Origin of the sequence: Pandoraea anhela (genome assembly GCF_902459655.1) — a bacterium.
Lineage (GTDB): Bacteria > Pseudomonadota > Gammaproteobacteria > Burkholderiales > Burkholderiaceae > Pandoraea > Pandoraea anhela.
This window is the reverse complement of record NZ_CABPSB010000013.1, coordinates 52,735-77,184: the sequence shown is the minus strand read 5'-3', so window position 1 is coordinate 77,184 and position 24,450 is coordinate 52,735. Positions and strand designations below refer to the sequence as shown.

Sequence of the window (24,450 nt, the reverse complement as noted above, 5' to 3'; positions counted from 1 at the left end):
GACTTCCTACGATAGCGGTTCACATCGTTACGTATGAGAGAAAGTCTATGAGGAAACAGAAACTCGTCATCGCATCATGGGTTGCGCTGGGGTTCCCGGGCGCCGCGTTCGCCGACGGCATGCCGCAGCAAGCGGCGGAATCGACCGGCTACTACGGCGCGGCGCGTCTGATCGGCGCATTCGACAAGATCAACAGCATGGAACTCACGAGTCCGCGCGTCTCCGGCATGATCGCCGGTCCGAAAGCCAAGGCTCGCATGACCGGCTCGCTCGCGCTGGGCTATCAGTTCGGCGGTGGCTGGCGTGCGGAAGGCGAATACGTGTTCAAACGAAGCGGCGAGTTCGACAGCTACTGGGCGCCGTTCAACGCGAACGCCAACCGCTTCAAGGTCTCGTCGCAGCGACTCATGCTCAACGGCTACCGCGACTTCGATCTGGGTCACGGATTCTCGGTCTACGGCACGCTCGGCCTGGGCGTAGCGATCATCTCGGCCGACGGCTGGCAGGGCAACCCGTCGAGACGTTTCGCGTCTCGCACGCAGACGAACCTGACGTATTCCGCCGGTGCCGGCGTCAGCTACGCCATCGACAAGCGTTTCACGCTCGACGTCGGCTATCGCTACGTCGACATGGGCAATGTCGAGACCAGCTTCAACACGTTCCAGAACCGTATCGGCGCGCGCGACGAACAGTTGAAGGGACGATTAGCGTCGAACGAAGTGTTCGTGGGCGTGCGCGGCCGCTTCTGAGGTAGCAGCTTCGCATCGATGGCCACGATCGTCGCGGCCATCGGGCGGCGGGTTCGAGCGTCACGGGAAGTGCGCTAGCCGCGCTTCCTACCCTCGCCCCTGAAACCGCAACAACGCCACAAAGCACCCGCCCCCGACCAACGCCGTCACAACGCCGATGGGCAAATCCTCCGGCGCGATCAGCGTGCGGGCGAGCACGTCGCCCCATATCAGCAACACGGCGCCGAGCAATGCCGAGACCGGCAGCAAGCGGCCATGCTCCGCGCCAACGAATGGGCGGCAGGCGTGCGGCGTGACCAGGCCGACGAACCCGATGGCGCCACTTACGGCCACCATCGCGCCCGTGACGAGCGCACTGGTCAGGAACACCTCGGCGCGCACGCGCGGCACATTCACGCCGAGCGTCACGGCGGCAAGATCGCCCGTCATGAGCGCGTTCAGCGCGCGACGGCGACCGATCAGCACAACGGCACCCGCAAACGCAATCGCCCCCGGTATCGCCAGCAGGTCCCAGCGAGCGAGGCCGAGGCCGCCAAGCGTCCAGAACAGCACGGACGATGCCGCACGCTGATCGCCGAGATACAGCAGCAGATTCGCCCCCGCCAACATCACGAACGACACCGCGATGCCCGCAAGCAACAGACGATCCCGTTCGAGCCGTCCATGCCGGTGCGCCAGCACGATCACCGCGAGCGTCGCGCAAGCAGCCCCCGCGAACGCCATCAGCGACAACGTGAACGGCCCGAAGACGGCACCGAGAAAGAGCGTCGCGAACACCGCACCGAGGGTCGCGCCCGCGCTTACGCCGAGCAAATGCGGATCCGCCAGCCGGTTAGCCGTCACCGCCTGCAACGCCACGCCGACCATCGCCAGCGCCGCCCCCACAATGCCCGCGAGCAACACGCGCGGCAACCGGATCAGCCACACCACGGCGTCCTGCGCCGCGCTCCCCCCGTGCGCGCCAGCGTCCATCCCCGGCACACCGCCCGTCAGATGCGCCACGACGATCCGCATCGTCAACGCCGGCGCGATGGACGTCGGCCCGATGCCGGTCGCCAGCACGACGGAGACGATCAACGCGACCGCGAGCACGACCATGGCGACGCGCGCCGCACATGCGTTCCCGCGCGTCATCTGGCGAACGCCTGCGGATGCAGACCGCGTGCAATCGTCTGCGCCGCCCGAACGTTGTGAATGCCCGGCGTCGCGTCATCGTATGGCACCACGATAAAGCGACGCGCGCGGATCGCGTCGACCTGACGCAGCGCCGGTTGGTTCAGCAAGAAAGCGATCTTCTGCGCGGCCGTGACCGCGCCGTAATCGACGATCACGATGGCCTGCGGGTTGCGCGCGACGACGGTTTCCCAACTCACCCGCGTCCAGCTTTGAGCGACGTCGTCCATCACGTTGCGTCCGCCCGCCGCCTCGATGAGCGCGGTCGGCATGGCGAGACGTCCCGCCGTGAAAGGGCTGTCCTCACCGCTGTCGTAGACGAATGTGCTCACCGGCGCGGACTTGCCCGCCACACGGCGCTTCAATGCCTCAAGCTGTGTCTTCATCCGCTCGATGAGGGTGTTTGCGGCAGGCTCGACGTCGAAAATGCGTCCCAGGTTACGCAGATCGTTGTAAACGTCGTCGAACGACGCTGCCCCGCGCGGCATCACATGAGCGCACGACTCGCTCAGTTCATATGTGCGGATGCCCAGCGGCGCGAGCAGTGCGGGCGTCACCGGCCCGCCCACATGCATGCCGTAGTTCCATCCGGCGAAGTAGAAGTCGGCGCCGGCCTGCACCAGCACTTCCACCGACGGATAGCGCTGCGCAAGTTCCGGCAGTCCTGCGAGCTGCTGGCGTAGCGCGGCGTTAGCGGTTTGCCATCCGCTGATGCCCGTAAAGCCGACCATGCGCGACTTCAGGCCGAGCGAGATCATCATTTCGGTGAGATTCGCGTCGTTGCTGACCGCGCGTTTCGGCGCGCGCTCGAAGGTCACGGTGCGATTGCAGCTTTGCACGGTCACGGGATAGTGCGCGACGGGTGTCGCGGCTCGCGCGGTAGCCTGCACGATGGCCGGCGCGGCGTGCGAGACATACGCGACGGTCGGCAACGCGAAGCCGAGCACCATCGCGCCAAGCAAGACAGAGCGTTTCATAGGGGATGAACGAGTGTGATTCGTGGACGGTGGGTAACGGGATGCGCATCGACGAGCGCGTCGACCTTGAATACGCGTGCGAGCAGTTCGGCCGTGAGCACGTCGGCGGGCGTGCCGTGCGCGACGATCTCGCCCCCGGCCAGCACGTACAGCCGGTCGCAATACGCGGCAGCGAGATTGAGGTCGTGAATCGTCGCGAGCGTGGTGACGTTCAACGAACGGATCCGCCGCATCAACTCGACCTGATGATGCAGATCGAGAAAGCTGGTCGGCTCATCGAGCATCAATACGTCGGGCTGTTGAGCGAGCGCCCGCGCGAGCAGCACGCGCTGTTTCTCGCCGCCGGACAACGTGGCGAATGCGCGATCGCGTGCGCTCGTCATATCGACGTCGCGCAACGCATTCGCAACGATTGCGGCATCGGCGGGCGTATCGGCATCGAGCAGGCGTTTGTGGGGCGTGCGCCCCATCCATACCACCTGCTCGACGCTCAATCCGAAATCGTCCGGCAACTCCTGCAACAGCACCGCAACGTGCTGCGCCGACCAGCGAGGCGACACGCGCCACAGGTCCGTCCCGTCGAGCGTCACCGTACCGGCTTGCGGCCTTGCATAGCGGAATGCGCAGCGCAGCAGACTCGTCTTGCCGCTGCCGTTCGGCCCGATCAGCCCGACGAACTCGCCCTGCGCAACGTTCAGCGTGATGGACTGGAGCAGCGGCGCGGCTTGCGCACGGGCAAGATCCGCAGGCGACCAGCGAAGGTGTGCGATGTGGAAGTCGCCAGGCATCGTCGGCGCGCCTCAGAACTTCATCGTCGCAACGACTTGCGCCGACCGCGACGGGCCCAGCAGCCACGCCGCCGGCGACTCGGACGTGACCGCATACGCGCGGTTCGTCAGATTGCGGGCATAGAGCGCGAGATTCACACGCTTTGTCGCCTGCCACGACGCCGATGCATCGAACACCGTGTAGGACGGCATCGGCGCCGTATTCGCGTTATCGCTGTAGCGACGCCCGACGTAGCGCAACCCCGTGCCGATCACCACGTCATGGATCGGCGAGTAAGTCAGCCACAGATTGGCGGTCTGCTGCGGCACATTGTTCGGCACATTGCCGTTGCGCGAGACGGCCACACCGCCAACGCGCTCGTCGAAACGGTCGAAACGCGCGCGCAGCAGCGAGGCGTTCGCCTCGACCGAGACCCCATAGCCGAGCTTCAGTGCCCCCGACAGTTCGATACCGCGCGACGACTGCTGACCGACCTGCTGCGTCAACGTCGGATTGAGCGGATCGGTCGTGAGCAGGTTGTTCTTCACGATCTGATAGACGGCCAGCGTCCAGAAGCCGCGCCCGTCCGGCAGCTCGTGCTTGATGCCGGCCTCCCACTGCTGGCCCGTCGCCAGATCGAACCGCGTCTGCGATTGCGACAGCGTGACGAGGGACCCGATGCTGTCCGCGCCGCGCGTGTACTGGCCGTACACCGACGCCGAGGGACTGAGTTGATACACGAGGCCCAGACGCCAGCCGACGTTCGAGAACGTCTTGCCGAACTCGGTGCCGGTCGCCAGTTGCCGACGTGAATAGTCGAGGTAGTCGTAACGCATGCCCCCTACGGCCGACAGTCGCGACGTGATGTCGAAACGATCTTCCGCGAACAGCGCGAACTGCCGCGTGAGTGTGCGGAATTCGGGGACGGTCGGATCGGGACTGGCGAAAACACCCGGGTCGAACCCGTCCGCGCTCACCACGGAGGAACCACCGAAGGGCGTGTTGCTGTCGCGCTGGAACGAAATCTGGTTCGCCTCGGCGCCGACCACGAAGCGGTTCGCATGACCGGCGATGCTACGCTCGATGCTCGCGTCGAGCCGGTTGCCGACCTGATGCTCGTGCTGAAGGATCTCGATGTAGTCGATGCGCGTGATAAGCCGCGTCGACGGATCCATTTCATACGTTTCGCTGTTGCGCCAGTGCCGGTTGGTGTTCAGGTAGTACAACTGGTCGCGGATCGTAATGCCCGGCGCCATGCGATAGACGCTCGTGAGGCGCGTCGACTGATCGAAGTACGAAATCAGCGCATTGCCGACGTTGAAGTTTTTGTACCGCAGGGTCGAATCGATCGTGCCGTTGTTCAGCGGAACGCCGAAGTACGTCGCCGGCATCTGACGTCCGTAGTCATAGTCCAGCGTGAACGACAGCGCCGGGGAGACATCGAGCTTCACCTCCCCACCGAAAGACGTCGTGTGCGATTCGCCACGCTCGACCCAGCCGTTGCTGCGGTTGTCGCTCACGTAGAAGCGATACGACAGCATCGGCCCGAGCGCGCCGGTCGTGTCGAGCGCGAAACGCTTCTGTCCATCGGTGCCGAGGCCCGCCTGCACGGTGGTCGCGTACTCGCGTTGCGCACGTTTCGGCACGACATTCACCACACCGCCGATGGCGCCCTCACCGTACAGCACCGACGCCGGTCCGCGCAGCACGTCGATGCGCTCGACCTGCCAGGTATCGAACGGGAACGTCATCGTGCCGGCGCCGGGATACAGGCGCGTGCCGTCGTAGAGCGTCATCACCGACTCCTGCCCGGAGAAGCCGCGCACGGCAAGCGCCGTGCCGCCGTTGCCGGGTGCCGCGTTGCTGGTGAAGCCGGTGGCGCGCGTGACGGCATCGGTCACGGTCTGGTCGCCGCGCGCTTCGATCTGGGTTGCCGTGATCGTCTCCACGCTCGCGGGCGTGTCGAGGCTCGACAGGTTCAGGCGCGAGCCGGTGGATGTCGGTGTGGAGAGCGGCGCGTCGTCGCGCATGGGCCCGGCGTGGATCGTGACGAGCGGCAGATGGGCGTCTTCGGCAGCAAACGCGGGCGCGCAGGCGCCGCCGAGCAGTGAGAAAGCGATGAATGCGGTTTGCGTGAGCGCGAAGCCGCGCGTAGCCGGGACCTTCGCGAAGGCCGTCGGACGAGCGTGATACATGAGACTTCCCCTGTCGTCTGAGGCGACGACTTATCGATAGTGTGCTTATCCGTGCAGACGCGGCCAGACATCGGCGCTTTGCGCCGAATCAGGCAGGTCCCACGTCGTGTCTTGCCGCGCTGCCGGGTCAGGCGAACCGAAGCGAAGCCGGGCGGCAGCACGCCGGCCTTGCGCACCACGAACGAGGGGAGCCATCAACGGGGAAGTCACCGAGGGGGAAGGAAGCCGGCGAGGCGGCTCGCGGCAAACAACGCGTACGGGTCATGCAAGGTCTCCTGGGGTTTCGCGCCCCAAAAACAAGGTCGATGAGTCCGACGGCCAGGTCTGACTTCCCGTGCGGGTGACGGGTCACAGTGGCGCGACCGCGCTGGATTCTCACCAGCTTCCGGCCGTCGGTAGCGCGCATTCTACGTGGTGCTGCGGGTTTGCGGAACGATTCATGCCGCAATGCTCTCGTGATCGGGCGCCCCCTGCGACACACCGAGCGCCACCGCGCCCGCATCGAACGACGACGGGGGACCGGGCTCGGCGGGGTGAGGAAACGCTGACGAAAATCCGCACCGAAGAGCGATTTGATGCGAGAAATCAGCCCGGCTGAGCAGAAAGTAGCCCAACCGGGAAGTCCCGCAGTACAGTCCACCCCACTCTGAAATACCTCCCCTCGGCCGGTGCCCTGTCTGCGCACCGGGCATCCGTTTCCCCGGGAGCCATAACTAGAAGTCGATGGTCGGTGTCCGGGAGATGAGCGACGCACCATCGTGCTCGATGCTCGCCGGTCCGACGGCGGCCGGGGGGGCTCCTATTCGCTCAAAAGGCTCTTGAGGAACACGACTTTGGCAACATCGGAACATGACCCGCTGCGCGAGCGCATCGAGGCGGAGGCGTCTGCCCCGTCGGAACTGCGCCGCTCCCTGTCCGCCCGGCACCTGACGATGATCGCGGTCGGTGGCTCCATCGGGACCGGCCTGTTCGTGGCCTCCGGGGCCACCATCGCACAGGCCGGCCCGGGCGGCGCACTGCTGGGTTATGTCCTGATCGGCCTCATGGTCTACTTCCTGATGACCAGTCTGGGCGAACTGGCGGCCGCCATGCCCGTGTCCGGTTCGTTCTCCACATATGGCGCGCGCTATGTCGACGAAGGTTTCGGCTTCGCGCTGGGCTGGAACTATTGGTACAACTGGGCCGTCACCGTCGCGGTGGACCTCGTGGCCGCACAACTGGTCATGGCGTACTGGTTCCCGGACGTGCCCGGCGTCTACTGGAGCGCCCTCTTCCTCGCCATCACCTTCGGGCTCAACGCGCTCTCGGCGCGTGGTTTCGGCGAAGCGGAATTCTGGTTCGCACTCATCAAGGTGATTGCGGTACTGGCCTTCGTGGCGATGGGTGTGATGATGCTGCTCGGCATCATCCGTGGCGGCGAGACCGGCGGTGTCGCCAACTGGACGATCGGCAACGCACCGTTCGCCGGCGGCTTCGCGGCGTTGATCGGTGTTGCGATGGTGGTGGGCTTCTCGTTTCAGGGCACCGAACTCATCGGCATCGCCGCGGGCGAATCCAAGGACCCGGCGCGCAATCTGCCGCGCGCCGTACGTCAGGTGTTCTGGCGCATCCTGCTGTTCTATGTGGCGGCGATTCTGGTCATTGGCCTGCTGATTCCCTACACCGATCCGCATTTGCTGCGCAACGACGTCACCGACATCAGCGTGAGTCCGTTCGCCCTGATCTTCGAGCGTGCCGGATTGCTCGGCGCGGCGTCGGTCATGAATGCCGTCGTGCTCACGTCGGTGCTCTCGGCCGGGAATTCCGGAATGTACGCGGCGACACGCATGCTCTACAGCCTCGCCCGCGACGGCAAGGCGCCGCGCGTGTTCGGCCAGATCTCGCGCAACGGCGTGCCGATGTGGGCGTTGGTCGCCACGGCCGCCGTCGCCGCGCTGTGCTTCTTCACGTTCGTGTTCAGCCCCAACGCGGTCTACATCTGGCTGCTCAACACGTCCGGCATGACGGGCTTCATCGCGTGGCTGGGCATTGCCATCAGCCATTACCGCTTCCGTCGCGGTTATCTCAGGCAGGGCCTCGATCTGGCGAAGCTGCCGTATGTTTCGCCCTTCTTCCCGTTCGGCCCGATCTTCGCCTTCGTGCTGTGCATGATCATCACGCTCGGTCAGAACTATCAGGCCTTTCTTCAGGACAAGATCGACTGGGGCGGCGTGGTGGCGACGTACATCGGCATTCCGCTGTTCCTGCTGATCTGGGCAGGCTACCGCCTCGTGCGCGGGTCGAGTTTCGTGAAGTACCGCGACATGCATTTCCCTGCGGGCGGCACGCCTGTCCACGACGACGCGCCGGTCACGACAGCGCCCGATAGCGTGCTTCGTTAAGCCCGGCGATCCGCGTGGGCCCGCCCGGGCGCCCGGGCGCTCACCACGCGCGTGTGATTGCAACGCACAACGTGAAAAGTGAAAAGCGGCCCGATCGGGCCGCTTCGCTTTTGGGGATGGCCGGCGCAAGGCACGGCCGGGAGGTAGCGCCTACAGTTATCGCCGGAATGTGTCGCCGGACTGCCTCACAACACTTGGTCGAGCGCCTTGGCGAATCGCGCCACCGCACCGTCCACGTCGTTGAGCTTGTCGAGTCCGAACAGACCGATGCGAAACGTCTTGAAGTCTTCCGGCTCGTCGCAGCGAAGCGGCACACCGGCAGCAGTCTGCACGCCGACATCGGCGAACTTCCTGCCCGAGCGAATGCCGTCGTCGTCGGTATAGCTGACCACGACGCCCGGCGCTTCGAAGCCTTCGGCCGCCACGCTTCGGAAACCCTTCTCCATGAGCAACGCACGAACGCGCCGACCGAGTTCGAGCTGTTCCTCGCGCACCTTCTCGAGGCCATAGGCCTCGGTTTCCTTGATGACGTCGCGCAACGTCGCGAGACTGTCGGTGGGCATCGTGGCGTGATAGGCGAAACCGCCCTTTTCATAGGCTTCCATGATCTGAAGCCACTGACGAAGATCGCAGGCGAAGCTGGTGCTCGTCGTCGTTTCGATGCGCTCGCGTGCGAGCGCGCCGAGCATGACCAGCGCGCAGCACGGCGACGCGCTCCAGCCCTTCTGCGGCGCGCTGATCAGAATGTCGACCCCGCACGCCTGCATGTCGACCCACACCGTGCCGGACGCGATGCAGTCCAGCACGAACATGCCACCCACCGAGTGAACGGCGTCGGCGACGGCACGCAGATACGCATCGGGCAACATCATGCCCGATGCCGTTTCGACGTGCGGTGCGAAGACCAGATCGGGTTTGCGCTCCTTGATGGCCGCAACGACTTCCTCGATGGGGGCGGGCGCATACGCGGCTTGCCGCTCCGATGCGACGGGACGCGCCTTGAGCACGATCGATTCCGACGGAATGCCGCCCATCTCGAAGATTTGCGACCAGCGGAAGCTGAACCAGCCGTTGCGAATCACCAGGCACTTCTTGTTCGTGGCGAATTGCCGAGCGACGGCCTCCATACCGAACGTGCCGCTGCCAGGCACCACGACGACCGATTTCGCGTTGTAGACCGTCTTCAGGCCATCGGAGATATCGCGCATCACGCTCTGAAAGCGCTGTGACATGTGATTGACCGATCGGTCGGTGTACACGACCGAATATTCGAGCAGTCCGTCACGGTCGACGTCGGGGAGTAGTCCTGGCATGTCTGTCTCCGGTAATAGTTGTGTGAACCGATATGCGACAGATTCTAACGAAATCCCGGCGAATCCGTCCCTGCACGAGCGTCGCGTCAGACTCGGGACGACGCGACACCGCGCCCCCGCTTCCGGTCCACGCTCACATGCTGCGCTCGTCCATGTCGTCCGGGAGCCACGACTTGTCCAGATAGTCGTGAAAATGCACCGTGACCTGATCCTTCGCGAGCAACGCCACGGCGTACGCCGGCGGCTCATGACTCTGACGCACCGGAAACACCGTGTGCATATCGAACGGCACCTGATGATTCAGGCCGCGCATCGTCGAATAGGGAATCCCGTGCCAGCTACCGCACACCGGGCGATGCACGTGACCGAAGAAGAGATGACGCACGTTCTTGCGGCCGCCGACCCGCTGGAGAAACGCCTCGGGATTCGCGAGACCGATGTTGTCGAGACTCGGAATGCCGATATCGAACGGCGGATGATGCATGAACAGATACACCGGACGATCGCCCAGGCGGTCGAACTCGCGCTCGATCCAATCCAGTCGCGCCTCGCAGAACAGGCCACCGTGCTGGCCTTCGTCGAGCGTATCGAGCATCAACAGCGACGCATCGCCCACATCGAACCGCCCTTGCACGAAACCGTTGTCGTCGCTCAGCCGCTCGGGAAACGCGCCGGTAAAGACCGAACGCAGATCGTGGTTGCCCATCAGCGCAAAACACGGAAAGGGCAGCCGGTCGAGTTGCTCGCGCAGGGCCGCATAGCCGGGCGCTTCGCCACGATGCGTCAGGTCGCCCGTGATGACGGCGCACGCGGCGTTTGCGTGATGTTCGAGAATGTCGTCGACACACGCGATGAGCCGCGCGTAAGGATCGAGTCCGTAAAGCTTCTCGCCGGGGGGGACGAGATGAGTATCGGTGATATGGATAATCTTGGTCATACGAATGGGCGTTTCCGGGAAAGCGCTGCGAAGCGACGAGCCATGCCGTCGTGCGGCTCGCATAACGATACACGCCAAACAAGCATAGCGTGTGACATGACAGCGGCATCGTACTCCGGATGCGATGTCCGAGTGCGCGTCGCCCCGTCCTCGCGCTTCGACAGCGCGTTTGCCGCCCCGTCAGCGGGTCAGATAGCGCGCCGGATCGCGACGACACGCCTGCACGGCCTAGCCCGCCAGCCCCAGCAACCGTTCGCCGTCGAACGCGCCCAGCAACCGGTACCCCTCGTTTCGCTGGGCTCCGATCTGTTCGACAAACGCCTCCGCGCTTGCCAGATGCGGGCGCAATACCTTCATGACGGCATACGCCGCGCGCACGTCGTCCGGCGTTTCAGCGCGCAGTCCCGTTCCGTCACTGCGCCACCCAACCCAGTCCTTGCCCTTTCTGCGCGGGCTCGCGCAGCGCCGCCACCAGATAGTCGACGAACGACGCGATGCGCGCCGAAATCGCCGTATTGCGGTAATACACGGCATGAATCGGCTGACGGACGTCCTGCGTCTGGCGCGCAAGCACCGGTACCAGTCGCCCGGACTCGCGATCACGCACCGTCATGAAATCCGAGAGACAGACGATCCCTGCGCCTTCCAGTGCCAGTTGACGAAGCGTTTCGCCGCTCGACGACATCACATCGGGTTCGATCCGATGCGGCTCGCCGTCCACGCCGAGAATCGGCCAGACATTGAGCGAGTCCGGCTGCGTGAACCCCAGCAGCGTATGCCGGGCCAGATCCTCGACCTTGCGCGGCTGACCGTGCGCTGCCAGATACGCCGGACTCGCGAACATGCGCACCCGGCTGTTGCCGATCAGGCGGCTGTGCAGCGTCGAATCCTTGAGCCGGCCAATACGGATCGCAACATCGGTGCGCCGCTCCAGCAAATCGATGATGCCCTCGTTGCTGTTCAACTCCAGTTCCACTTCCGGATACCGCGCCCGATAACCCGGCACCAGCGGCACGATCACGTGCAGCATGAATGGCGTAGCCGCATCGATACGCAAACGGCCCGACGGCTTCTCCCGGCGCGTGAGCATCTGCTCTTGCGCGCTCTCCACCGATTCGATGATGGCCCGCGCGTTCTGCAAGAACGCTTTGCCCTCCTCCGTCAGCGCCAGACGACGGGTCGTGCGGCGCAGCAGCGTCGTCTTCAGCTTCTCCTCGAGCCGACCGAGCGTGCGGCTCGTGGCCGACACCGTGAGGTCCAGTTGCTGTGCCGCCGCCGTGATCGACCCGGTGTCCACCACGGCCACGAAGGCTTGCAGTTCGTCGAGGGTAATCTTCATTGTTGATTTTAAATCAAAATAATTTCGTTTATAGACGACTTTTTCCGCAAAAGTAAAGGGCGCACACTGCCGTCCATCTCGATCCCTCCGGGTATTTCCCTCATGAACCAGTTATCCGTCTCATCCACGCAGACCTCGTCGGCGCACGCCACGCTGTCGCTACTTGCCCTCGCGATCGGGGCATTCAGCATAGGCACGACCGAGTTCTCCCCGATGGGGTTGTTGCCGGTGATTGCCGAAGGCGTCCACGTCTCGATTCCGACGGCGGGCATGCTGATCACGACCTACGCCCTGGGCGTGATGATCGGTGCGCCCCCGTCATGACGCTCATCATGTCGCGCTGGTCGCGCCGCACGGCACTGATTGCGCTCATGGCCATTTTTACCATCGGCAACCTGCTCTCGGCCGCCTCGGCGAACTACACCACGCTGTTGCTCGCCCGTTTGGTGACAAGCCTGAACCACGGCGCGTTCTTCGGGCTGGGCGCCATCGTGGCGGCGAGCGTGGTGCCGCGCGACAAGCAGGCGAGCGCCGTCGCCACCATGTTTATGGGCTTGACGATCGCCAACATCGGCGGTGTACCTGCGGCCACGTGGCTCGGTCAGACCATCGGCTGGCGGATGTCCTTCGCGGCGACTGCCGGGCTCGGTGTCGTCACGATGCTGACGCTGCGTTTCGCGCTGCCCAGCGGCGAAGCCGGGCGAATGCCGGACATTCGTCGTGAGTTGTCGGTTCTCACACGTCCCGTCGTGCTGATGGCGATGGCCACCACCGTGCTCGGCGCCGGCGCGATGTTCACCCTGTACACGTACATCGCACCGACGCTCGAAGCGATTACCGGCGCCTCGCCCGGTTTCGTGACGGCCATGCTCGTGCTCGTCGGCGTGGGCTTTTCCGTGGGCAACGTTGCCGGCGGCAAGCTCGCGGACCGCTCGATCAACGTCAGCCTGATCGTCTTCCTGACCCTGCTCGTCGCCGTCATGCTGGCGTTCCCGTTACTGGCCCGCACGCACCTGGGCACGGCGCTGGCGGTGCTCGTCTGGGGGCTGGCAACGTTCGCCCTCGTGCCACCGCTGCAAATGCGGGTAATGCGCGCCGCGGCCGAAGCGCCGGGCCTTGCCTCATCGGTCAACGTCGGCGCGTTCAACCTCGGCAATGCCGTCGGCGCCGCCGCCGGCGGGGCCGCGATTTCGGCGGGCTACGGCTATACGGCGGTGCCCATCGTCGGCGCGCTGATCGCCGGTTCGGGGCTCGTGCTGGTGCTGCTCCAGATCGCCGTGCAGCGCTCGCCGAGGCAACCGGCCGGTCAATGACCGGACTGCCTGCCCCGCCGGCGCTAACGCTTGAATCGTTGAAATCGTTGATTCAGATTCAAAAATGATGGACCTGTAACGGCGTTTATCTCATCTGTCGACGTCGACGGCATGGTCGTCACAGCCACACGTTTTCCTCTACCTCATTCATTCAGGAGCTCACGATGAGCAACATTCCCGCCTTCGGTCTCGGTACGTTCCGTCTTCAGGGACAAGTGGTCATCGACTCGGTGCGAACCGGCCTCGAACTTGGCTACCGCGCCATCGACACCGCCCAGATCTACGGCAACGAAGCCGAGGTCGGTCAGGCGATCGCCGAGTCCGGCGTGGCCCGCAACGATCTGTTCCTCACGACGAAAATCTGGGTCGAGCACTACGGCAAGGACAAACTGGCGGCAAGTCTTGCAGACAGCCTCAGAAAGCTGCGCACGGATTACGTGGACCTCACGCTGATTCACTGGCCGGCCCCGGGCAACGGCATATCGCTCGACGAATTCATGACAGCACTGGCCGACGCCAGGGCCAAGGGCCTCACGCGGCAGATCGGGATCTCGAATTTCAACATCGATCTGACGACGCAGGCCATCGCCGCCGTCGGCCGTGACGCCATCGCCACCAACCAGATCGAGCTGAGCCCCTATCTGCAAAATCCGAAGCTCGTCGCCTTCCTGCAAGCGCAGGGCATTCACGTCACGTCGTACATGACGCTCGCCTACGGCAAGGTGCTCGGCGACGCGACCCTCGGCGCGATTGCACAACGTCATCAGGCAACCCCCGCGCAAGTGGCCCTCGCCTGGGCGCTGCAACGCGGCTTCTCGGTGATCCCGTCGTCGACCAGGCGCGAGAACCTCGCGAGCAATCTGCTGGCGCAAACGCTGCACCTCACGGAAGACGACATGGCGCAAATCGCCGCGCTCGAGCGCAATGGCCGCGAAGTCAGCCCCGAGGGTCTGGCCGCGCGCTGGGACGACTGATCGGGCGCGGCATGGCGCACGGTCACAAACGCCTTGCCCGCCGCCAATGACCACATCCTTGCGCAACCTTGGCACGTGGGGCGTCTGAGACACGAGCCTGCTCGGTGGCCGTCGGCCGTTCTCGCCGTCGCCCCAATACGCAATGCCCGCATGTCCTCCGACATGCGGGCATTGTCATGACGGCCTCACATCCAAGGGATCACAGCTCCGCGATCGTGAACCAGACGTCGAACTTGTCGTAAAGGCCCGGCATTTCGGCGGTGTCGCTTTGGTATCGGGCGTCTGCACGTGTCATGCTCTGCGTCGGCGCTCGACTCAGAAATGGGGGTTTTGCAAAACCCCCAATACCCTTCGGTCAATCGAAACGACTCAGGATCATCGAGTTTTTACGCCACGAGAATAGCGTCTCATATGAACTAAAAAATCGAGAAGCAAGCCCGACTTCCCGGATAACCGGAGGGCTCACTCAGACGGGCATCCGCAGCGCATCAAAAAACAGGCTTTACGAAATTATTCAGAGATGCTATCAATTAAAAACCGCTCGATATCCTAAAAATTTCCAAATCGAATTCATAATCTATTAATTAAAAATTATTCAAATACCTGCTTTCGATAATTTAAATAACTTCCGCCGGAACAACACCGTCAACGGATGAAGGCATATCCGATCCGGTGGATCTTACGGAGTCGCGTATGACGCGGGATGCCATGAACGAGAGTCGTGATTCGGTAGTGCACGTCGTCGACGACGACGCTTCCATGCGAGCGGCCCTCTCGCGGCTGCTGACGGCGTCGGGTTATCAGACGAAGGAGTATGCGTCTGCGGGAGAATTTCTTGTGAGCGAACCCGACACCCGTCCCGGCTGCGTGCTGCTCGACCTCGAACTTGGCGGCCCGAGCGGGCTCGACCTTCAGCGCGCGCTGCGGCGTCAGGAATCGTCGCTGCCGATCGTTTTCATGAGCGGCTACAGCGACGTGGCACGCTCGGTCGAAGCCATGAAAGGCGGTGCAGTGGATTTTCTGATCAAACCCTTTGGACGTGATGCGCTGGTCGGCGCGGTGGAGACGGCAATCGGTCTGGCGCACCCGAGAGTCCCGTCGTCGGAGATGGACAACGACAACACCGATTCGATGCTCAACGGCCGTGAGCGTGTCGTTTTGCAAGGCATATCGAAAGGACTTCGCAACAAACAGATCGCAGCCGAACTCGGCCTGTGCGAGCGGACCATCAAGAGTTGCCGGGCCGATCTTATGCGCAAAATGGGCGCGTCGTCGCTTCCCGAATTGCTACGCAAGGCCGAGCGGCGAGTCCCCGAGGCGAACTTGCAAGCGTCGTGAGCGCCGTGGAAGCGGCAATCCGGCATTGGGCGTTGCCCGCGCTGCTCGCGGCGTGTTCGCTTGCCATGCCAACTGCGGCAGCCGCCGAGCCCGCCTCCGGCGATGCGCTGTCCCACGACAGTCGTGCGATCGGGACAGTCATTTCGCCGCTCGACGAATACTGGGAGGAGGCGCTCCTTGTGCTGCTCGTCGTCGCCGCACAGTCGATGACCCTTTTCGCCTTGTTCAGGCAACATCGCAAACGCAAGCATGCGGAACGCGAGGCCGCGACACGGCGCGCCGACCTCACACGCGCCGCGCGTATCGCGACCGTAGGCGAGTTGAGCGCATCGATCGCCCATGAGGTCGGCCAGCCGCTCGGCGCCATCCTCAGCAACGTCGACGCTGCCGAGCTCATGATGCGCGACGCGAGTGGCAGTGCGTCGACGCCAGGCGAGCTTCGCGACATCCTGGCCGATATCAGGCGCGACGCCTTACGTGCCAACGACGTCATCGCGCGGTTGCGGGCGCTGCTTCAGAAACAATCGATTACCTTCACGCCGGTGGATTTCGACGCCGTGCTCGAACGCGCCACGTCGCTCGTGCGGCCGGAAGCGCGACGGCGCGGTATCGTGGTCGACGTCTCGCTCGGCACTCATGGCGCGAAGGTGCTCGCCGATCAGGTGCAGTTACAGCAAGTGTTGCTCAATCTCGCCATCAACGCCATGGACGCGATGGAGCACGTGGCGCAACATGAGCGCGTGCTGTCCATCGGGACGACGACATGGGAGCACGGTGTCGAGTTGATCGTGGGAGACAACGGCGTCGGGATTCCCGACGACAACGTCGAGCGGCTGTTCGAGACGTTCTACACGACGAAGTCGCGCGGCACAGGCCTTGGATTGTCCATCGTGCGCTCGATCGCCGACGCGCACCGGGGCACGGTCATCGCGCGACGAAAGGCGGTTCGGGGAACCGAATTCGTACTCCGGTTGCCGCTGGCGTGCACCGCATCCAAGGGCGAATCGCCGGCACGCGGCGATCTGATCGAGCGAAGCGCACTGTCCTGAATTGCCCCTGGGGGAAGCGTCATTGCCCGAAGTCCCGATAGAAGGCCACGCCTGTTCCGCAGAAGAATGACGTCATATGGAACCTGCCCGCCGCCCGCTACCGTCGGAACCTTTCGTCGCGATTCTCGAAGATGACGAAGGCTTGCGCCGCGCCATCGCGCGGCTTCTGACCATTGCCGGCTACCGCACGAGCACGTTCTCCAGCACCACGGACGACGGTATCGTTGCGTGCATGGCGCATGCCCGGTGTCTCGTGGCGGACGTCCATCTGCCCGGCGTAAGCGGACCGGCATTCTATGCGTCGATACCCTGGCCACGCCCCCCTGTGGTGTTCATCACGGCGCAAGACACGTCCTCGGTGCGCGACACCATACGGGCCATCGGCGCCAACGAACTGCTGGCGAAGCCATTTCTCGGCAGCGATTTGCTGGCGGCGGTCGAACGGGCGACCCGCCATGTCACGTAGCGTCACATAGGGTCTCGCACGACTGGACAGTGTTGGACGGCGTCGCGCCGCCCGACCGGCTGAAGGCAAAAACCATGCGCCATGCGCCATGCGCCATACGAAGGCGCCGAACCGGCAACCCTATCGGGCGTCCGGGCAATGCATCGCCCGTTTAGGCGCGCCGCTTCTTACCTCGTCGTCAGACGCCGTCGCCCGTGGGCATGGCCGCCGTACGGCGGCCTCGCCCTGCACGCGTGGCGACCCAGCAAAGCATCGACCCGCCGCAGACCATGCAGGCGCCCCACCAGAACGAGGCGGACAACGGCGCATGCAGCAGGAGCGCGGCGAGCGCGGCGGACAGAACGGGAATGAAATACGAGGCGCCGACGAGGATCGTCACGTTGCCACGCAAAATCCCGACGTTCCACGCGGCGTATCCGAAGCCCATCGCGGCGGCGGCGAGTACGAGGTACGTGCCGGCATGCAGGTCGAGCGTCATTGTGCCCCCGCCGCCGGCGAAATACTTGATCCACAGCGCCACGGCAACGAGCATGAAGAACGGCGTCACGCCATTCTTGCCGTCGGCGATTCTGGCCGTCACGGTACAGTAGGCAGCCCAGAGAATTGCGCCGACGAACGCCAGACCGTAGCTCAGCGGGTTGTCCGCCACGTTGGCCAGCATGCCCGGCAAGTCGAACCCCTGATCGCCGCCGAGCACCCGGCAAATCCCGAGCATCGACAGTACGAACCCGGGCACGACGAGCCAGTTGGCCCGTTGCTTGTTGAAGAGGATCGCACTGACGAGCGTGAACGTCGGCCACAAATAGTTGACCATGCCGACCTCGATCGCCTGACGCGCCGTGTTCGCATAGCCGATGGACAGCGACAGGCACAACTCGTACGAGACGAACAGCGCGCTGCCCCACAGCAGATAACGGCGCGGGAACGTGCGCAGTCTCGGAAACCCCACGGTCATCACGAGAATCAACGACGCCACCGTGTAGATCGCTGCCGCCCCGCCCGTCGCGCCGAGACTTTCGCTCACCCCGCGAATCAGCGCCACGATGGACGCCCATAGCACCACCGCGCTCAGACCAATGAGTGTCGCCTTGTTCCTGCTGTTCATGCGGATTCCTGCGTGGAGGGGAAGAGGGGCCAGCGCGGGATTATACGAAACGGGCAAACGATAAAGAACGTACGAAACATACGAAACGTACAAAACGCTCGAAGTGCGAGAGTGAGACGAGTGCGAGAGTGCGCGAGTGCGACGAATTGGAGGATTGGGACGGGAGGCCTGCACCTGCCCGTCGCCGCGCCTGCCCCTTGCCCGTCACCGCCTCGGAAACACCAGCGTGAAGCGTGTCACACCGTCCTCGCTCGACACGCGCCATGCGCCCCCGTGCAGTTGCATGATGCTTCGCACGATGGACAACCCGAGGCCGCTGGACTCCGATGACCGTTGACGTGATGCATCCGCCCGATAAAACCGGTCGAACAACCGCTCGCGATGCGCCGCGTCTATCGTCGCACCGAGGTTCTCCACATGCAGCAGCATCGCGTCGCGCTGTTGTTCGGCGATCAGGCGAATCGCGCTGCCCTCATGCGCATGACGAACGGCATTGGCCAGCAGGTTCGCCATGGCACGGCGCAGCAGTTGCGCATCGGCCAGCACCTCGCCGTCGCCCTCGCGCTCGATGCGCAGCCCCCGCTCATCCGCCAGCCCTTCGAAGTAGTCCGCAATGCGCTCGAACTCGTCTTCTACGCTCAGGGAACGACGCTCGATGGCGTGATCGGCATGCTCAGCACGCGCGAGGAACAGCATGTTGTCGATCATCTTCGAGAGCCGTTGCAACTCCTCGAAATTCGATCCCAGCAGACGTTGGTAATACACCGGATCTCGCGAATGACTCAGCCCCACTTCCGTCTGCCCCAGCAAATTGCCGATGGGCGTGCGCAAGTCATGCGCCATATCCGCCGAGACTTGCTGCAACTGCGTGAAGCCACGCTCAAGCCGGCCGAGCATCGCGTTGATCGACACGACGAGCGCGTCGAGTTCGGCGGGCGTGTCGCGTTGCGGCAAGCGCGTGGAGAGTGTGCCGACCCCGATCGATGCCGTTTGCGCCGCCAGCCGACGCAACGGCCGCATGCCACGCCGTGCGAGCCAGAACGCGAACAGCGCCGCCAGACAGGCAGCCGTCGTCGCGAACACGAAGATCTGCGTGCGGTAATCGCCCAGCATGCGCGTGCGCTCGGTCATCAGGCGTCCCGACATGATCTGAAGATCGCGCTGGCCGGCAATGCCATGTGCAGTCGCGGCGACATAGATGAACGGCGTGCCGTCGCTCGCCTGCGTGTGATGCACGGCGTCGAGCGTGAGCGGCTTGTCGGGCGCGACGGGTGCGACGGACTGAACCGCCGGCACACTCGCATGCCCCGGATTCACCTCGATGAGCGGCGGCTCGCCGGGGTAGCCGACGACCAGCAGCGATTCGGTGTTCCCGAGCATGTTGGCGAACAGATGCGGCTTGTCGCGAATGAGATCGTGCGCGTCGACGTCCTGCATCAACGTGCGCAACTGATCGACACGCGTGACCAGCGCGCCGTCGTCACGTACGACCAGTTGGGCCTCCAGCTTCCAATACAGCGCGAAGCCGACCACCGCCATCGCCACGAACGCCATCAGCGCGAAGCCGAGCGCCAGGCGCGTGCTGAGCGACACGCGCCTGGCTTGCGTCGTTCCCGTCGCGCCGCGGGCCGTCATGCGACCTCCTCGCAGCGATAGCCCACGCCATGCACGGTGTGAATCAGGCGCGTGGCGAACGGTTCGTCGATCTTCTGCCGCAAACGCCGCACCGCCACGTCGACCACGTTCGTATCGCTGTCGAAATTCATGTCCCACACGCGCGATGCAATCAACGCGCGCGACAACACTTCGCCCGGATGCTGCACGAAGAAATGCAGCAGATTGAATTCCTTGTTGGTCAGCGCGATGCGCGTGCCGCCCCGCTCGACGCGGCGCTTGGTCACGTCGACGCACAGATCGCCGACGCGCAACACGTCGTCGGCCGGCTGAGGCTGACCGCGCCGCAGAATGATGCGGATGCGCGCGAGCAACTCCGCGAAGGAAAACGGCTTGACGAGATAGTCGTCGGCGCCGAGATCGAGGCCCTTGAGCCGGTCTTCCAGGGTGCCACGGGCACTAAGGAACAAAACGGGGGTACGCGTGCGGTCGCCCAGCTTGCGCATGACGGTCCAGCCGTCCATGCCCGGCATCATGACGTCGAGCAGAATCAGGTCGTAGGCAAGCTCCTGCGCCATGTGCAGACCGTCGATCCCGTTGGACGCGACGTCCACGACATACCCGGCCTCCGTCAGCCCGTTCTGCAAATACTCGCCGGTCTTCGCTTCGTCTTCTATGACCAGAATGCGCATGGTGTGAGCACGCTCTCCAAAAACCAATGGCGACGGCGGCCTCGCGGGCCGCCATCGGGCGGCGGTCGACGCTCGGTCAACCGCCTGACTGACAAACTTACTTGCCTGCCGCGTTTGCCGCTTCTTCGATCAGACGCACCACGGCCTGCGGATGCGACTCGTACACCGAGTGGCTGGCGCCTTCGATTTCGACGGTTTTCGCGTGCGCACGTGCAGCATACATCCGTTCCAGATCCGGGTTGATGATACGGTCGGCCTTCGCAACCATGTACCACGACGGCTTCGTCTTCCACGCCGGATCGGGGATCAGGGCGGTAAACACCGAAGCGGCCGTCGGCATCTGTGCGTTGGCTTCGAACTCGGCCTGCGCAAGCGGCAGGTCGGCCGCGAAGTCAGCCGGGTAGTCCTTCGGATTCAGATACAGATAGTTGTCCGGCGTCTTCACGACAGCCTTGGTCAGATTCGGAAACTTCTTGCCGTTGCTGGCTTCGGTTTCCCCGACATCCAGGGCGTGCGCCGCGATGTACACGAGCGCCTTGACATGTTCGTCGTTGCCGGCTTCGGTGATGATCGCGCCACCGTAGCTGTGGCCGACCAGCACGGCCGGACCGTCGAGGCTGTCGAGCACGCGCTTGGTGGCGATCACGTCTTCCTGGAACGACGTCAGCGGCTCTTGCACCAGCGTAACGTGATAGCCGTCCTTGACCAGCAGGTCATAGACGGGACGCCAGCCGGCCCCGCCGACGAACGCGCCGTGCACGAGCACGATGTTCCGGATCGGCCCGGTTGCCGACGTGACTGCCGGTGCGGCATGGGCAGACAAAGCGGGGAAGACGGCGGCGGCAAGCAGCGTGCCGGCAGTGGCAGTACGCGCCGCGATGGCGCGCAGTTGACGAGTGGGCATGTGAGCTCCTTGAATTGACTTCGTTCATCCGAATACGGACGTTGCGATGCACAACGCGAAGCCAGTCTAAGGCGCGGGGGGCGTCAGCGAACTGACGCAGAAATTACAAAAAAATGACGGCCTCGGCAACCGCTGCGGTCCACGCAAGTTCATGTAAGTCCACGCAATTCCACGCGAATCTTGCCGTCGATATGGATGTGGATCGGGGTGGATCGGTGAAGCGCTGAGGTCGCTTTCGATGGTTTCGCTACTTTCGATCTTTTCGATGCTCAGGCGATGTGCGCAGGGTGGATCGCTATGGCCCCTTTACCGCATTTGCCGCATTTGCCGTCTTTGAGCCTCTGGCGGCTTTTGCGGGCTTCGGCGGTTTTTGCAGCTACCGCCGCCTTGCGCACCGCAACGTCTGCCGGCTGCGCAACTGTTCCGCCCGACGACAGCGGAATCTGTATCTGTTGGTGTCCGGCCGACCGGCCTAGAATCGAGCCGACCCTCCCCACTTCAAGGCGCTCCATGCTTCGCATTCTCGGCAGACCCTCCTCCATCAACGTGCGCAAAGTGCTGTGGCTCGCGCATGAACTCGGCACGCCGTTCGTCAACGAACCCTGGGGCGATGGCGATGCGTCGCGCAAGCTCGACGATCCGGCCTTCGCCTCGCTCAACCCGAACCTGATGGTGCCCGTCATCGAGGACGACGGCTTCGTCCTGTGGGAGTCGAACAGCATTCTGCGCTACCTCGCCACGTCGCGCGAGCGCAGCGACCTCTACCCGGTCGCCGCGCGTGAGCGGGCCCGCGTCGATCAATGGATCGACTGGCAGTCGTCGGATCTGAACCCGGCATGGAAATATGCGTTTCTCTCGCTGGTGCGACACGCCCCCGGATACGACGATCCGCAAGCCCTCGCCACGAACGCGGCGCGGTGGAACGACTTCATGCGCGTACTCGACCGGCAGTTGCAGCAAACGCAGGCGTTCGTGAGCGGCGATACGTTCACGCTGGCAGACATTCCGATCGGGTTGTCGGTGCACCGCTGGTTCAGCGTGCCGATCGAGCGCCCCCGGCTGGACGGCGTCGTCGCATACTACGAGCGCCTGTCCGAACGCGACGGCTTTCGCCGCTACGGGCGCAATGGCACGCCGTAATGCGGCGTCGCCACCTGCGGGCGCCGCATCGAGTCCGGGTCGGTCGTGAAAGGCGTTGACGAACGACATGTAAACCCCTACCTTCTCGGGGAAATCGCATACGTTCATCATCGTTAGGATAACTGACCTATACCGCCTATGAAAATCGATAGCAGCATCCCACAAGCGCTCACGAATCGCGCTCAGACGGGCACAGGCAACGGCCGAACCGACATCGGCGCGTTTCGGGCGGTGCTCGCGCAAAAGACGCAGCCGGCCGGCGACGCCTCAAGCACGCAGCCGGCGACGCGCCAGATCGACTTTCACAGCATGACACGTCAACAGATGCGCGACTGGGTCAACGGACAGATTCGCAGCGCACAGATGTCGCTGGACGACAGCTCGCCGTTCATGGCCATGACGATGAAGGTACCCGTCGACGGCAGCCCCGAGATCGCGGCGGAGAACGACCCAGAGCGGATCGATTTCGCGGAACGGGCGCGTCAGGGCATCGCCGGTGCGCTCGCATTGCACGACCCGGAAAATGCGAAACGTCTGCAACACGCGCTCGACATCATGACACGTCTTCAGGGACAGACGGTCGGCATCTCGACGCACGCCTGACACGAACGGGCGTGCGGCCGACCCGGCGTTGCCCGGGCCGGCGCGCGACTTCGTAGCGGGCGTCGCGAGCGCCGGATCGGGCGGCGGATCACTCAAGCCCGCGCGCCGTTCGCATGCGCGTCTTTCACATCGTTGAGCGCTGACAGGACGGCATCCTCGCCGAGCTCCTCCTCGAGAATCGGCGACGCACGCGTGGTATCCGACGCATCGGCAGGCGAACGCCGATGCTCGCTTGCATTGACCGGCGCCCCGTCGGTCATCTGCTGAATCAACCCCGCCCACGCTTTTTCGAGACGCGCCCGGCTGAAGGTCTCGCGAAGATTGGCGACCGGGTAGGCACTGCTCCTGCCGAAGCCTGCCGGCAGCACCGCCGACAGGTCCGATACGTTGAACGTCCCCGCGCGAATGTAGGCCGTCATCGCCAGGCCATAACAGGCTTGCGCTTCGCTGTGATAACCATCGCGCAGGCATTCGATCGCCAGCTCGGCGAGCACGCTCCCCGCAAGGGTGTTGGCCGCACTCGCCTGTTTCGTGTCGCCTGCGCGTTGATGAGCCCTCGCGACGTTCGTCAACGCGATGCCGTACGACTTACGATCCCCCGACATCTCGAACGCTCTCGCGCCACTGCCGTACATCCACAGCAACGGAAACTCACCGGCATGTGCGCCGCCTTCCACTCGCATTGCGAGTTCGTTCAAGGCGGTGCCCAGCATTTGCAGCTCGAACGGATCCCGGCTGAACCTTTCCACCGGTTCGTCGTTGAGACTGCGCTCGATCAGCGCGCTCCAGAGATGACACACGTCGACATCGAAATCCCGAGGCTCGGGATCTCTGATGCGCTTCACGAAGGCTTCCAGCAGCGAGGGGCAGCCGCTCTGCCCCGAGAACATCGTGCGCATCTCGAAGTTGCGCATCGCATAGTTGCCGGTCTCGAGCGCGCACCGCGCCAGCGGAAATTGCAGTTGTACATCCGGAAACGTCAGGACGATCAGACCGCATGCCCCGATCCGGGCATGACGGATCATCGCCGCCCGGGTATCCGAGGCGAGCGAGGCCAACAGTCTGGCGGCATCGTCGTCGACCTGATAGAGCAGATTCCGGCGCTCCAGATAGTCCCGGCCTGCGGTGAATGTCGCGACATGGCAACGCGACGCGCTGGCCAGAATGCGTTCCTTGTCGGTATCCGACACCGAGCAGCACATCCGGTCCCAAAGCCCCATGTACCGGAAGTTCGTCAGAAAGCGATGAATCACGCTCTCCGCAGGCCCGCTACGGGCGTCCATCTGCGCGTTGAATTCCGCCAGATCATGCAGGCGTCGTGCGCTCAGTGTCTGGTCCGGATAGCGGTGCACCTGAAAGTTCAGAGCGGTAGAAGCAGGGGCGCGTAGCATAGGCATTGCCTCGTCAAGTCGTTGATGAA

22 protein-coding genes, 1 pseudogene and 1 riboswitch are annotated in these 24,450 nt (G+C 64.0%); of the genes and pseudogenes, 9 read left to right on the top strand and 14 right to left on the bottom strand.

Going from position 1 to position 24,450, the window contains the following annotated elements:
- Nucleotides 1-47 precede the first annotated feature (47 nt).
- The gene (locus PAN31108_RS17330) at nucleotides 48-749 is read left to right on the top strand and encodes an outer membrane protein (protein WP_150670071.1); all 702 of its coding nucleotides are present in this window, start codon (nucleotides 48-50) and stop codon (nucleotides 747-749) included.
- An 87-nt stretch (nucleotides 750-836) separates the two neighbouring features.
- Here the strand turns inward: PAN31108_RS17330 and PAN31108_RS17325 are convergent, their stop codons facing one another.
- The 4 genes from PAN31108_RS17325 to PAN31108_RS17310 are packed head-to-tail and all read right to left on the bottom strand — an operon-like array spanning nucleotide 837 to nucleotide 5,862.
- The gene (locus PAN31108_RS17325) at nucleotides 837-1,883 is read right to left on the bottom strand and encodes a FecCD family ABC transporter permease (RefSeq protein ID WP_150670070.1); all 1,047 of its coding nucleotides are present in this window, start codon (nucleotides 1,881-1,883) and stop codon (nucleotides 837-839) included.
- Nucleotides 1,880-2,872 (bottom strand): ABC transporter substrate-binding protein, encoded by a 993-nt coding sequence (locus tag PAN31108_RS17320; RefSeq protein WP_246184021.1) that lies wholly within the window; start codon nucleotides 2,870-2,872, stop codon nucleotides 1,880-1,882. The genes PAN31108_RS17325 and PAN31108_RS17320 overlap by 4 nt, the downstream gene beginning before the upstream one ends.
- A 23-nt stretch (nucleotides 2,873-2,895) precedes the next feature.
- Entirely contained in the window at nucleotides 2,896-3,687 is a 792-nt protein-coding gene (locus PAN31108_RS17315; protein ID WP_150670068.1) for an ABC transporter ATP-binding protein, read from the bottom strand.
- 12 nt (nucleotides 3,688-3,699) lie between these two features.
- Complete coding sequence (locus PAN31108_RS17310) at nucleotides 3,700-5,862, bottom strand: TonB-dependent receptor (protein WP_150670067.1); 2,163 nt, start codon at nucleotides 5,860-5,862, stop codon at nucleotides 3,700-3,702.
- A 265-nt stretch (nucleotides 5,863-6,127) separates the two neighbouring features.
- Nucleotides 6,128-6,276: riboswitch (adenosylcobalamin (AdoCbl) riboswitch) on the bottom strand.
- A gap of 419 nt (nucleotides 6,277-6,695) precedes the next feature.
- Here PAN31108_RS17310 and PAN31108_RS17305 point away from each other — a divergent pair.
- Nucleotides 6,696-8,243 carry an amino acid permease gene (locus PAN31108_RS17305; RefSeq protein ID WP_370819681.1) on the top strand — a complete coding sequence of 516 codons (1,548 nt, stop codon included), beginning with the start codon at nucleotides 6,696-6,698 and terminating at the stop codon, nucleotides 8,241-8,243.
- Nucleotides 8,244-8,428: 185 nt separating this feature from the next.
- Here the strand turns inward: PAN31108_RS17305 and PAN31108_RS17300 are convergent, their stop codons facing one another.
- The 4 genes from PAN31108_RS17300 to PAN31108_RS17290 all read right to left on the bottom strand — a co-directional run bounded on the left by PAN31108_RS17300 (nucleotide 8,429) and on the right by PAN31108_RS17290 (nucleotide 11,832).
- A complete protein-coding gene (locus tag PAN31108_RS17300; RefSeq protein ID WP_150670066.1) occupies nucleotides 8,429-9,556 on the bottom strand; it encodes an aminotransferase class V-fold PLP-dependent enzyme in 1,128 nt (375 codons plus the stop codon).
- 133 nt (nucleotides 9,557-9,689) lie between these two features.
- Nucleotides 9,690-10,493 (bottom strand): phosphodiesterase, encoded by an 804-nt coding sequence (locus tag PAN31108_RS17295; protein ID WP_150670065.1) that lies wholly within the window; start codon nucleotides 10,491-10,493, stop codon nucleotides 9,690-9,692.
- Nucleotides 10,494-10,721: 228 nt separating this feature from the next.
- Nucleotides 10,722-10,850, bottom strand: coding sequence for a hypothetical protein (locus PAN31108_RS27030; RefSeq protein ID WP_281350103.1), 129 nt, complete (start codon nucleotides 10,848-10,850; stop codon nucleotides 10,722-10,724).
- Nucleotides 10,851-10,905: 55 nt separating this feature from the next.
- A complete protein-coding gene (locus PAN31108_RS17290) occupies nucleotides 10,906-11,832 on the bottom strand; it encodes a LysR family transcriptional regulator (protein ID WP_150670064.1) in 927 nt (308 codons plus the stop codon).
- Nucleotides 11,833-11,934: 102 nt separating this feature from the next.
- Between PAN31108_RS17290 and PAN31108_RS17285 the strand changes: the two are divergent.
- The 5 genes and pseudogenes from PAN31108_RS17285 (at nucleotide 11,935) to PAN31108_RS17265 (ending at nucleotide 16,972) form a co-directional block, all read left to right on the top strand.
- Nucleotides 11,935-13,145: pseudogene (locus PAN31108_RS17285) on the top strand (MFS transporter).
- A 164-nt stretch (nucleotides 13,146-13,309) separates the two neighbouring features.
- The gene (dkgB, locus tag PAN31108_RS17280; protein WP_150670063.1) at nucleotides 13,310-14,119 is read left to right on the top strand and encodes a 2,5-didehydrogluconate reductase DkgB; all 810 of its coding nucleotides are present in this window, start codon (nucleotides 13,310-13,312) and stop codon (nucleotides 14,117-14,119) included.
- A 708-nt stretch (nucleotides 14,120-14,827) separates the two neighbouring features.
- Complete coding sequence (locus tag PAN31108_RS17275; RefSeq protein WP_150670062.1) at nucleotides 14,828-15,457, top strand: response regulator transcription factor; 630 nt, start codon at nucleotides 14,828-14,830, stop codon at nucleotides 15,455-15,457.
- A complete protein-coding gene (locus PAN31108_RS17270) occupies nucleotides 15,454-16,506 on the top strand; it encodes a sensor histidine kinase (RefSeq protein ID WP_150670061.1) in 1,053 nt (350 codons plus the stop codon). Before PAN31108_RS17275 ends, PAN31108_RS17270 begins: the two co-directional genes overlap by 4 nt.
- Nucleotides 16,507-16,582: 76 nt before the next feature.
- Complete coding sequence (locus tag PAN31108_RS17265; RefSeq protein WP_150670060.1) at nucleotides 16,583-16,972, top strand: response regulator; 390 nt, start codon at nucleotides 16,583-16,585, stop codon at nucleotides 16,970-16,972.
- A 178-nt stretch (nucleotides 16,973-17,150) separates the two neighbouring features.
- On the opposite strand, the gene yddG is transcribed toward PAN31108_RS17265, so the two are convergent.
- From yddG to PAN31108_RS17240, 5 genes are all read right to left on the bottom strand, one after another.
- On the bottom strand, nucleotides 17,151-18,077 hold the full coding sequence (gene yddG / locus PAN31108_RS17260) for an aromatic amino acid DMT transporter YddG (RefSeq protein ID WP_150670059.1): 927 nt from the start codon (nucleotides 18,075-18,077) through the stop codon (nucleotides 17,151-17,153).
- Nucleotides 18,078-18,281: 204 nt separating this feature from the next.
- Nucleotides 18,282-19,712, bottom strand: a complete 1,431-nt coding sequence (locus tag PAN31108_RS17255; RefSeq protein WP_150670058.1) for a heavy metal sensor histidine kinase — start codon at nucleotides 19,710-19,712, stop codon at nucleotides 18,282-18,284.
- Nucleotides 19,709-20,383 (bottom strand): heavy metal response regulator transcription factor, encoded by a 675-nt coding sequence (locus tag PAN31108_RS17250; protein WP_150670057.1) that lies wholly within the window; start codon nucleotides 20,381-20,383, stop codon nucleotides 19,709-19,711. Before PAN31108_RS17250 ends, PAN31108_RS17255 begins: the two co-directional genes overlap by 4 nt.
- A gap of 97 nt (nucleotides 20,384-20,480) precedes the next feature.
- Nucleotides 20,481-21,287: an alpha/beta fold hydrolase gene (locus PAN31108_RS17245; protein ID WP_150670056.1), complete on the bottom strand. Its 807-nt coding sequence runs from the start codon at nucleotides 21,285-21,287 to the stop codon at nucleotides 20,481-20,483.
- Nucleotides 21,288-21,556: 269 nt separating this feature from the next.
- A complete protein-coding gene (locus tag PAN31108_RS17240; RefSeq protein ID WP_150670055.1) occupies nucleotides 21,557-21,799 on the bottom strand; it encodes a hypothetical protein in 243 nt (80 codons plus the stop codon).
- Here PAN31108_RS17240 and PAN31108_RS17235 point away from each other — a divergent pair.
- Nucleotides 21,798-22,427: a glutathione S-transferase family protein gene (locus tag PAN31108_RS17235; protein WP_150670054.1), complete on the top strand. Its 630-nt coding sequence runs from the start codon at nucleotides 21,798-21,800 to the stop codon at nucleotides 22,425-22,427. The two genes, PAN31108_RS17240 and PAN31108_RS17235, sit on opposite strands and share 2 nt — an antisense overlap.
- Before the next feature lie 138 nt (nucleotides 22,428-22,565).
- Entirely contained in the window at nucleotides 22,566-23,030 is a 465-nt protein-coding gene (locus PAN31108_RS17230; RefSeq protein ID WP_150670053.1) for a hypothetical protein, read from the top strand.
- Nucleotides 23,031-23,122: 92 nt separating this feature from the next.
- On the opposite strand, the gene PAN31108_RS17225 is transcribed toward PAN31108_RS17230, so the two are convergent.
- Nucleotides 23,123-24,421 (bottom strand): hypothetical protein, encoded by a 1,299-nt coding sequence (locus PAN31108_RS17225; protein WP_150670052.1) that lies wholly within the window; start codon nucleotides 24,419-24,421, stop codon nucleotides 23,123-23,125.
- Nucleotides 24,422-24,450 lie beyond the last annotated feature (29 nt).

Bases quoted from the DNA above. Each gene is read 5' to 3' on its own strand.
- PAN31108_RS17330 (WP_150670071.1), top strand. From the start codon at position 48: ATGAGGAAACAGAAACTCGTCATCGCATCATGGGTTGCGCTGGGGTTC.
- PAN31108_RS17325 (WP_150670070.1), bottom strand. From the start codon at position 1,883: ATGACGCGCGGGAACGCATGTGCGGCGCGCGTCGCCATGGTCGTGCTC.
- PAN31108_RS17320 (WP_246184021.1), bottom strand. From the start codon at position 2,872: ATGGTGCTCGGCTTCGCGTTGCCGACCGTCGCGTATGTCTCGCACGCC.
- PAN31108_RS17315 (WP_150670068.1), bottom strand. From the start codon at position 3,687: ATGCCTGGCGACTTCCACATCGCACACCTTCGCTGGTCGCCTGCGGAT.
- PAN31108_RS17310 (WP_150670067.1), bottom strand. From the start codon at position 5,862: ATGTATCACGCTCGTCCGACGGCCTTCGCGAAGGTCCCGGCTACGCGC.
- PAN31108_RS17300 (WP_150670066.1), bottom strand. From the start codon at position 9,556: ATGCCAGGACTACTCCCCGACGTCGACCGTGACGGACTGCTCGAATAT.
- PAN31108_RS17295 (WP_150670065.1), bottom strand. From the start codon at position 10,493: ATGACCAAGATTATCCATATCACCGATACTCATCTCGTCCCCCCCGGC.
- PAN31108_RS27030 (WP_281350103.1), bottom strand. From the start codon at position 10,850: ATGAAGGTATTGCGCCCGCATCTGGCAAGCGCGGAGGCGTTTGTCGAA.
- PAN31108_RS17290 (WP_150670064.1), bottom strand. From the start codon at position 11,832: ATGAAGATTACCCTCGACGAACTGCAAGCCTTCGTGGCCGTGGTGGAC.
- dkgB (WP_150670063.1), top strand. From the start codon at position 13,310: ATGAGCAACATTCCCGCCTTCGGTCTCGGTACGTTCCGTCTTCAGGGA.
- PAN31108_RS17275 (WP_150670062.1), top strand. From the start codon at position 14,828: ATGAACGAGAGTCGTGATTCGGTAGTGCACGTCGTCGACGACGACGCT.
- PAN31108_RS17265 (WP_150670060.1), top strand. From the start codon at position 16,583: ATGGAACCTGCCCGCCGCCCGCTACCGTCGGAACCTTTCGTCGCGATT.
- yddG (WP_150670059.1), bottom strand. From the start codon at position 18,077: ATGAACAGCAGGAACAAGGCGACACTCATTGGTCTGAGCGCGGTGGTG.
- PAN31108_RS17255 (WP_150670058.1), bottom strand. From the start codon at position 19,712: ATGACGGCCCGCGGCGCGACGGGAACGACGCAAGCCAGGCGCGTGTCG.
- PAN31108_RS17250 (WP_150670057.1), bottom strand. From the start codon at position 20,383: ATGCGCATTCTGGTCATAGAAGACGAAGCGAAGACCGGCGAGTATTTG.
- PAN31108_RS17245 (WP_150670056.1), bottom strand. From the start codon at position 21,287: ATGCCCACTCGTCAACTGCGCGCCATCGCGGCGCGTACTGCCACTGCC.
- PAN31108_RS17235 (WP_150670054.1), top strand. From the start codon at position 21,798: ATGCTTCGCATTCTCGGCAGACCCTCCTCCATCAACGTGCGCAAAGTG.
- PAN31108_RS17240 (WP_150670055.1), bottom strand. From the start codon at position 21,799: ATGGAGCGCCTTGAAGTGGGGAGGGTCGGCTCGATTCTAGGCCGGTCG.
- PAN31108_RS17230 (WP_150670053.1), top strand. From the start codon at position 22,566: ATGAAAATCGATAGCAGCATCCCACAAGCGCTCACGAATCGCGCTCAG.
- PAN31108_RS17225 (WP_150670052.1), bottom strand. From the start codon at position 24,421: ATGCTACGCGCCCCTGCTTCTACCGCTCTGAACTTTCAGGTGCACCGC.